The following is a 7,149-nucleotide window of genomic DNA, read 5'->3' as shown; positions in this document are numbered from 1 at the left end:
GTCCCCCCGCCGCCCCCGGAACACGAGCTGCAGCAAAGTCTCGGGGGCGCGGAGATGTGGATAAGAGACAGGGGCGCCGAACCCGGGGATACGGGTGGGTTCGGCGGCTCGGCGACCGACAACCCCGGGTTCGGCGACATGGGTGAGGGCCGATGAGCGCGCGCGACGACATCCTCGCCCGTGTGCATGCCGCGCTCGGCCCGACGGCGACGGCTCGCTCGACGCCGCCCGGTCGCCTCGGGGACCCGGCAGACCCGCACGATCCCGTCCCGCGCGCGTACCGCGAGCGCGGCGACCTCGCACCGGGGTCGCCGGAGGCCGTGGACGTCCTCGTCGACCGGCTCGTCGACTACCGGGCGCACGTGCACGTGGCCGCCACCCCGGCCGGGGTCGCGACGATCGTCGGTGACCTGCTCGCGGACGCGGCGTCCGTCGTCGTGCCACCGGGGCTCGACGCCGCGTGGCTGGGCGCGCTCGGCGCCAGGACCGCCGTCGTGCCCGATGCACGGAACGACCCCCGCGCGCCCGACGAGCTGGACCGGGTGGACGCCGTCGTCACGGCCGCGCGCGTCGCGATCGCCGACACCGGCACGATCGTGCTCGACGGCGAGGCCGACCAGGGGCGCCGCGCGATCACGCTCGTCCCCGACCTGCACGTGTGCGTCGTGCGCACCGACCAGGTCGTGGAGACGGTCCCCGAGGCCGTGCGGCTGCTCGCCGCCCACCCGGAGCGACCGCAGACCTGGATCAGCGGACCCAGCGCGACGAGCGACATCGAGCTCTCGCGCGTCGAGGGCGTCCACGGCCCGCGCACCCTCCACGTGGTGCTCGCCCCGCCGAGGGAGGACCCCGGTCCGGCGAGGTAGAACCCTGGTCACGCGAGGTAGAACCCTGGTCAGGACCGAGGTTCTACCTCGGCGACCCAGGGTTCTCCTTCGGCGGACCACCGTCCTACCTCGCGGGGAGTCCTGCCCGACGGCGATGGCGCACCTCGGCGAGGACGGTCGCCAGGCGGACCGGGAAGTCGTCCGGCGTGCCGGCCGGGAGCGCGTCGACCGGGAACCACGCGACGTCCTCGCTCTCGTCGCTCACGGCCGTCCGCGCGTCGGGGTCGGCGAACGCGACGAACCCGACGTCCCAGTGCGTGCGGCACGACCCGAACGCGGCGGCGAGGTCGTGGCGGTGCACGTCGACGGGCGCGGCGGGGGCGCCGGCCTGGTGCCCAGCGGCCGGACGGTCGCCCAGGTCGGCGGTCCGCTCGCGGTCCGCGTCGAACGGGACGAGGTCGTCGAGGCCGCTCTCCTCGCGCGCCTCCCGGTACGCGGCGCCCGCGAGCGTCGTGTCGCCGGGCTCGGTGTGGCCGCCCACCTGGACCCAGAACTGGCCCTTGCGGTGGAAGCAGAGCAGGACGCGGTCCAGGCCCGGGCTGAGCACGAAGCAGCTCGCCGTGAGGTGCTGCGGGCCGCCGTCGCGCCGCACCGCGTCGGCACACGGGCCGGCCTCCCCGCTGACGAAGGCGCGGTACTCCTCCGCGAGCGCCGCCTGGCGTGGGTCGACCGGCTGCCACCGGTCGAGTCGGGCGAGAGCGTCGCGGGCGAGCTGGGCGGCGGGATCGAGAGCGGTCACCGAGGAAGGCTACGCGGCACGGGACCCTCTCTCACCGCGACGGGGGTCGTCGGGGCGACAGGTCGCCGGGTCGTCGGGGCGACGGGTCTTGCGCGCTGCGACAATGGTGTCCCGTGAGCGACCCTCAGCACGACGGCGCCCCGGCCGACGCCGGTCTCGGCACCGACCCGGTGACCGACGGCCCTGCCACGGACCCTGCCCTCTTCGACCTCCCGCCCGGGTCCCGCGAGGTCCCGACGCGGGTCGTCCTGCTCACCGGGGCGTCCGGCTCGGGCAAGACGTCGCTCACGCGGCGCCTCGGCCTCCCGGTCGTCGCGCTCGACGACTTCTACCTCGACCACGACCACCCCGACCTGCCGCAGCGGTTCGGCATCGTGGACTGGGACGACCCGCGCTCGTGGGACGCCGCAGGCGCCGTCTCGGCGCTCGTCGACCTCGCGCGCACCGGGCACGCGGACGTGCCGGTCTACGACATCCCGACGTCGCGCCGCACGGGGACGACGCACCTCGATGTCACGGGCTCGCGGGTCGTGCTGGCGGAGGGGATCTTCGCGGCGGAGATCGTCGCGGCGTGCCGCGCGCAGGACGTGCTGGCCGACGCGATCTGCCTGCGCCGGCCGCGGCTCATGACGTTCTGGTTCCGTCTGCTGCGCGACCTCGCGGAGATGCGCAAGCCGCCGCTCACCCTGTTCCGGCGCGGGTGGGGACTCCTGCGCGCCGAGCCCGCGCTCGTGCGCCACTGGGTGTCGCTCGGCTGCCGTGCGCTGGCGCCCGCGCAGGCGGAGAAGGAGATCCGCGCGCTGCTCGTCCGGCCGTCGACGTAGCCGTCAGGCCAGCGGGTCGGCGATCTCGACCCTCGCGAGGGACGGCCCGCCGCAGCCGGCGCCGAAGTCGCCGGTCGTCGGCAGGAACTCCGGATCCACCTCCTGCTCGACGACGACGTCACCCGACGCGAGCTCCACGACGCGCACGACGATCGGCCCGACCGGGCCGTTCATCGCGGAGCCCGTCCACTCGCCCCGCGACGGTTCGTCCGGCGCGTCCTCTGCCGTCGGCTCGGGTGACGTCTCGGCAGCCTCGGCCGGCTCCGGCCGGTCCGGCTGGTCTGGCTCGGCCGGCTGGACCGGGTGCACGGGGACCGTCGTGGGGATCGGCTCAGGGGCGACCGAGATCGTCCCGTCGCGGACCAGCCCGCAGGGTTCGACGCCGACACAGCTCACGGCGACGCCGTAGGCGTCCCGATCCGGCCAGGAGTCGTCGAGCCGGACCTCGAGGCGCGCCACGTAGCCGACCGCAGGGCACGCGGTGACCAGGCCTCCCGGGCCACCGCACGCGGGCAGCACGACCACGAGCAGCGCTGCGGCGAGTCCGTGCCCGCGCCGCCGTCCCCGTCGCTCGCTCGTCATGGCCGCCCCTCCGCCCGCACGTCTGCTCTCGTCCAGCACCTGTCGCGACCGGCCGGATCCTTGCACCGAGCGAGGGCCGTCCGGGGCCGGCAGGCGTGCCGGCGGCCCACCCGGTCGTGATCCGGGGCCTTCCCTCACGGCTCGGCGGGGAGCGTCCCCACGACGATCGTCGCGCCGATCTCCTCGTCCCGGACGACGCGCGCCCGCAGGCCCGCACGTCCGAGGACGTCGACGGCGCCCGCCGCCTGCCGCTCGCCCGACTCGGTGAGCAGGTGCCCGCCGGGAACGAGCCACTCACGCGCCTCGGCCGCGACGCGGCGCAGCACGTCCAGCCCGTCGCCGCCGCCGTCGAGCGCGACGTGGGCCTCGTGGTCGCGCGCCTCGCGCGGCAGCAGCGGGATCTCGGCCGTCGGGACGTACGGCACGTTGGCGAGCAGGAGGTCGACGCGTCCCCGGAGCGCGGCCGGCAGCGGGTCGAACAGGTCGCCTTCGTGCGCGGTCCCGTCGACAGCCGCGACGTTCCGCCCGGCGCACGCGACCGCGGCCGGGTCCACGTCGCTCGCGTGCAGCTCGACCTCGGCCGCGCCGCCGAGGTCCGTCGCCGTCGCGAGCCCGAGCGCCCCTGCGCCGCAGCACAGGTCGACCACGACGACGGGCGACCCACCGGGCTCGCCGACCGCTGCGCCGTCGGGCAGAGCGACCGAGAGGCGACCCGGGGCAGCTCGGGCGACCTGCCGCCCGAGCGCGACCGCCTCGTCGACGAGCAGCGTGGTGCGCTGGCGCGGGACGAAGACCCCGGGGTCGACGGCGACCCGGAGCCCGTGGAAGTCGACGTACCCGAGGACGTGCTCGAGCGGCTCGCCCGCGACGCGGCGCGCGACGAGCGCCTCGAGTTGCGCGTCGTCGTCCGCCCGCTCGGCGAGGAGCGCGGCCTCGTCCTCCGCGAAGACGCACCCGGCGGCGCGCAGGCGGGCGGCGAGGTCGTCGAGCTGGCTCTGGTCCACGTCCGGACGGTACTCCGGTCCGCTCGGCGCGGCGCTCGCCACGGCCGGACGCCACGCCGTGCAACGGCGTCGCATCCCGTCCGGCGAGGTAGAACCAGCGGACGCGAGGAAGTACCCGCCGAGCTCTCACTCGGGACCAGACGTTCTATCTCGCGCGGCCTCGGCTCTCTCCCGCGGGACGACGACGGGCCCCGACCCTCCTGGTGGAGGATCGGGGCCCGTGTGTCAGGCGGCTGCCGCTGGGGCAGACGTCGCCAGGCTCTCAGGAGCGGATCACACCACTCACTCAGCGCCGGCCTGGAGCTCGCCCGTCGGGGGCAGGTCGCGGACCGAGACGCCGGTGGGGGCGTCGAGCGCGGCGGCCGCGCCCACGCTCACCGGGCCGCGGTCGTGCTCGCCCTTGGAGACACCGCGGAAGGTGAACTCCCCGAGCAGGCCCTCGCCGTCGGCGTCGACCAGGACGATCTCGCCGGCCTTGAGCTCGCCGAACAGGATCTTCTCGGACAGCACGTCCTCGATGTCGCGCTGGATCGCGCGGCGCAGCGGACGGGCACCCAGGACCGGGTCGTAGCCCTTCTCGGCGAGCAGGACCTTCGCCGCCGGAGTGAGCTCGATGCCCATGTCCTTGTCCCGCAGGCGGGTGTCGAGACGGGCGATCATGAGGTCGACGATCTGGATGATCTCGGCCTGCGAGAGCTGCGGGAAGACCACCACGTCGTCGACGCGGTTGAGGAACTCGGGGCGGAAGTGCTGCTTGAGCTCGTCGTTGACCTTCGCCTTCATGCGCTCGTAGGACGTGACCAGGTCGCCGCCGGCGTTGAATCCGGTCTGGACGCCCTTGGCGATGTCCCGCGTGCCGAGGTTGGTCGTCATGATGATGACGGTGTTCTTGAAGTCCACGACACGGCCCTGCGAGTCGGTCAGGCGACCGTCCTCGAGGATCTGCAGGAGCGAGTTGAAGATGTCCGCGTGGGCCTTCTCCACCTCGTCGAACAGGACGACCGAGAACGGCTTGCGCCGCACCTTCTCGGTGAGCTGGCCACCCTCGTCGTACCCGACGTAGCCGGGGGGCGAGCCGAACAGCCGCGAGACGGTGTGCTTCTCGGAGAACTCCGACATGTCGAGCTGGATGAGCGCGTCCTCGTCCCCGAAGAGGAACTCGGCGAGCGCCTTGGCCAGCTCGGTCTTCCCGACGCCGGTCGGGCCGGCGAAGATGAACGACCCACCGGGGCGCTTGGGGTCCTTGAGGCCAGCACGCGTACGGCGGATGGCCTGCGACAGCGCCTTGATCGCGGCCTCCTGGCCGACGACGCGCTTGTGCAGCTCGTCCTCCATGTGCAGCAGGCGGCTGGACTCCTCCTCGGTGAGCTTGAAGACCGGGATGCCCGTGGCCATGGCCAGGACCTCGGCGATCAGCTCCTCGTCCACCTCGGCGACGGTGTCCAGGTCACCGGACTTCCACGCCTTCTCCTTGTCGGCACGCTTCGCGGTGAGCTGCTTCTCCTTGTCGCGCAGCCCGGCGGCCTTCTCGAAGTCCTGCGCGTCGATCGCGGACTCCTTCTCGCGACGCGCCTCGGCGATCTCCTCGTCGAGCTCCTTGAGCTCCGGCGGGGCGGTCATGCGGCGGATGCGCAGGCGCGCGCCCGCCTCGTCGATGAGGTCGATCGCCTTGTCCGGGAGGAACCGGTCGTTGATGTACCGGTCCGCCAGCGTGGCCGCGGAGACGAGCGCGGAGTCCGTGATGGACACGCGGTGGTGCGCCTCGTAGCGGTCGCGCAGGCCCTTGAGGATCTCGATCGCGTGGTTGAGCGACGGCTCGGCGACCTGGATCGGCTGGAAGCGGCGCTCCAGGGCCGGGTCCTTCTCGACGTGCTTGCGGTACTCGTCGAGCGTGGTCGCGCCGATGGTCTGGAGCTCGCCGCGCGCGAGCATCGGCTTGAGGATGCTCGCGGCGTCGATCGCGCCCTCGGCGGCACCCGCCCCGACGAGCGTGTGGATCTCGTCGATGAACAGGATGATGTCGCCGCGCGTGCGGATCTCCTTGAGCACCTTCTTGAGGCGCTCCTCGAAGTCACCGCGGTAGCGCGAGCCGGCCACGAGCGCGCCGAGGTCGAGCGTGTAGAGCTGCTTGTCCTTGAGCGTCTCGGGCACGTCGCCGCGCACGATGTCCTGGGCCAGGCCCTCGACGACGGCGGTCTTGCCGACGCCGGGCTCGCCGATCAGCACCGGGTTGTTCTTGGTGCGGCGGCTGAGCACCTGCATGACGCGCTCGATCTCGAGGCTGCGCCCGATGACCGGGTCGAGCTTGCCCTCGCGCGCGGCCTGGGTGAGGTTGCGCCCGAACTGGTCGAGCACGGCCGACCCCGACGGCTGGCCCTCGGCGGGGCCGCCCGCGGCGACGGGCTCCTTGCCCTGGTAGCCGGACAGGAGCTGGATGACCTGCTGGCGCACCTTGTTGAGGTCGGCGCCCATCTTGGTCAGGACCTGGGCGGCGACGCCCTCGCCCTCACGGATGAGGCCGAGCAGGATGTGCTCGGTGCCGATGTAGTTGTGGCCGAGCTGGAGCGCCTCGCGCAGCGACAGCTCGAGCACCTTCTTGGCACGCGGCGTGAACGGGATGTGCCCGCTCGGGGCCTGCTGGCCCTCGCCGATGATCTCGGTCACCTGGGTGCGGACGCCGTCGAGGGAGATCCCGAGGGACTCCAGCGCCTTGGCCGCGACACCCTCGCCCTCGTGGATGAGGCCGAGGAGGATGTGCTCGGTGCCGATGTAGTTGTGGTTGAGCATCCGTGCCTCTTCTTGGGCAAGGACGACGACCCGACGGGCTCGGTCTGTGAATCTCTCGAACATGTGCTGCTCCTCGTGAGCGGCGTACACCTGCCCGCCGGACGACGGGTACAAGCCTGACCGCATTGACTCTATGCGGTTCGAACGAGCCGCACCCCCTCCGTATGCCGTTGTTCGCCAGGGGCGTGAAAGAGGGGTCGGGCCGTGACCTGCGGGCGCGCCGGACGCCGTCGTGCGCAGATCACCCGGCCCGACACGCGCGCGGCGCGTTGACCGCGACGCGCACCCCGGGCAGGCTCGGGAGTGCGCCCCGCACGGACGGCCAG

6 protein-coding genes are annotated in these 7,149 nt (G+C 73.4%); 2 read left to right on the top strand and 4 right to left on the bottom strand.

Features of this window, described 5'->3' with window-relative positions; all coding sequences use genetic code 11:
* Positions 1–152: 152 nt before the first annotated feature.
* A complete protein-coding gene (locus ACFWH7_RS15030; protein ID WP_378217367.1) occupies positions 153–866 on the top strand; it encodes a LutC/YkgG family protein in 714 nt (237 codons plus the stop codon).
* Positions 867–951: 85 nt separating this feature from the next.
* On the opposite strand, the gene ACFWH7_RS15025 is transcribed toward ACFWH7_RS15030, so the two are convergent.
* Positions 952–1,626, bottom strand: a complete 675-nt coding sequence (locus tag ACFWH7_RS15025) for an NUDIX hydrolase (RefSeq protein WP_378217365.1) — start codon at positions 1,624–1,626, stop codon at positions 952–954.
* 113 nt (positions 1,627–1,739) lie between these two features.
* Between ACFWH7_RS15025 and ACFWH7_RS15020 the strand changes: the two genes are divergently transcribed.
* Positions 1,740–2,450: a uridine kinase family protein gene (locus tag ACFWH7_RS15020; RefSeq protein WP_378217363.1), complete on the top strand. Its 711-nt coding sequence runs from the start codon at positions 1,740–1,742 to the stop codon at positions 2,448–2,450.
* A 3-nt stretch (positions 2,451–2,453) separates the two neighbouring features.
* On the opposite strand, the gene ACFWH7_RS15015 is transcribed toward ACFWH7_RS15020, so the two are convergent.
* The 3 genes from ACFWH7_RS15015 to ACFWH7_RS15005 all read right to left on the bottom strand — a co-directional run bounded on the left by ACFWH7_RS15015 (position 2,454) and on the right by ACFWH7_RS15005 (position 6,886).
* On the bottom strand, positions 2,454–3,032 hold the full coding sequence (locus tag ACFWH7_RS15015) for a hypothetical protein (protein WP_378217361.1): 579 nt from the start codon (positions 3,030–3,032) through the stop codon (positions 2,454–2,456).
* Positions 3,033–3,166: 134 nt separating this feature from the next.
* Positions 3,167–4,036 carry a putative protein N(5)-glutamine methyltransferase gene (locus ACFWH7_RS15010; RefSeq protein WP_378217359.1) on the bottom strand — a complete coding sequence of 290 codons (870 nt, stop codon included), beginning with the start codon at positions 4,034–4,036 and terminating at the stop codon, positions 3,167–3,169.
* A 282-nt stretch (positions 4,037–4,318) separates the two neighbouring features.
* The gene (locus ACFWH7_RS15005) at positions 4,319–6,886 is read right to left on the bottom strand and encodes an ATP-dependent Clp protease ATP-binding subunit (RefSeq protein ID WP_378217357.1); all 2,568 of its coding nucleotides are present in this window, start codon (positions 6,884–6,886) and stop codon (positions 4,319–4,321) included.
* Between the last annotated feature and the right edge of the window lie 263 nt (positions 6,887–7,149).

The organism is Cellulosimicrobium cellulans (assembly GCF_042723955.1).
Taxonomy (GTDB): Bacteria; Actinomycetota; Actinomycetes; order Actinomycetales; family Cellulomonadaceae; genus Cellulosimicrobium; species Cellulosimicrobium cellulans_H.
Note: the sequence above shows the minus strand (reverse complement) of the source record. Positions and strands in the feature narration are given on the sequence as shown.

What these genes read in the sequence shown, in the direction of transcription:
- ACFWH7_RS15005 (WP_378217357.1), bottom strand. Translation starts at nt 6,886, where the DNA reads ATGTTCGAGAGATTCACAGACCGAGCCCGTCGGGTCGTCGTCCTTGCC.
- ACFWH7_RS15030 (WP_378217367.1), top strand. Translation starts at nt 153, where the DNA reads ATGAGCGCGCGCGACGACATCCTCGCCCGTGTGCATGCCGCGCTCGGC.
- ACFWH7_RS15015 (WP_378217361.1), bottom strand. Translation starts at nt 3,032, where the DNA reads ATGACGAGCGAGCGACGGGGACGGCGGCGCGGGCACGGACTCGCCGCA.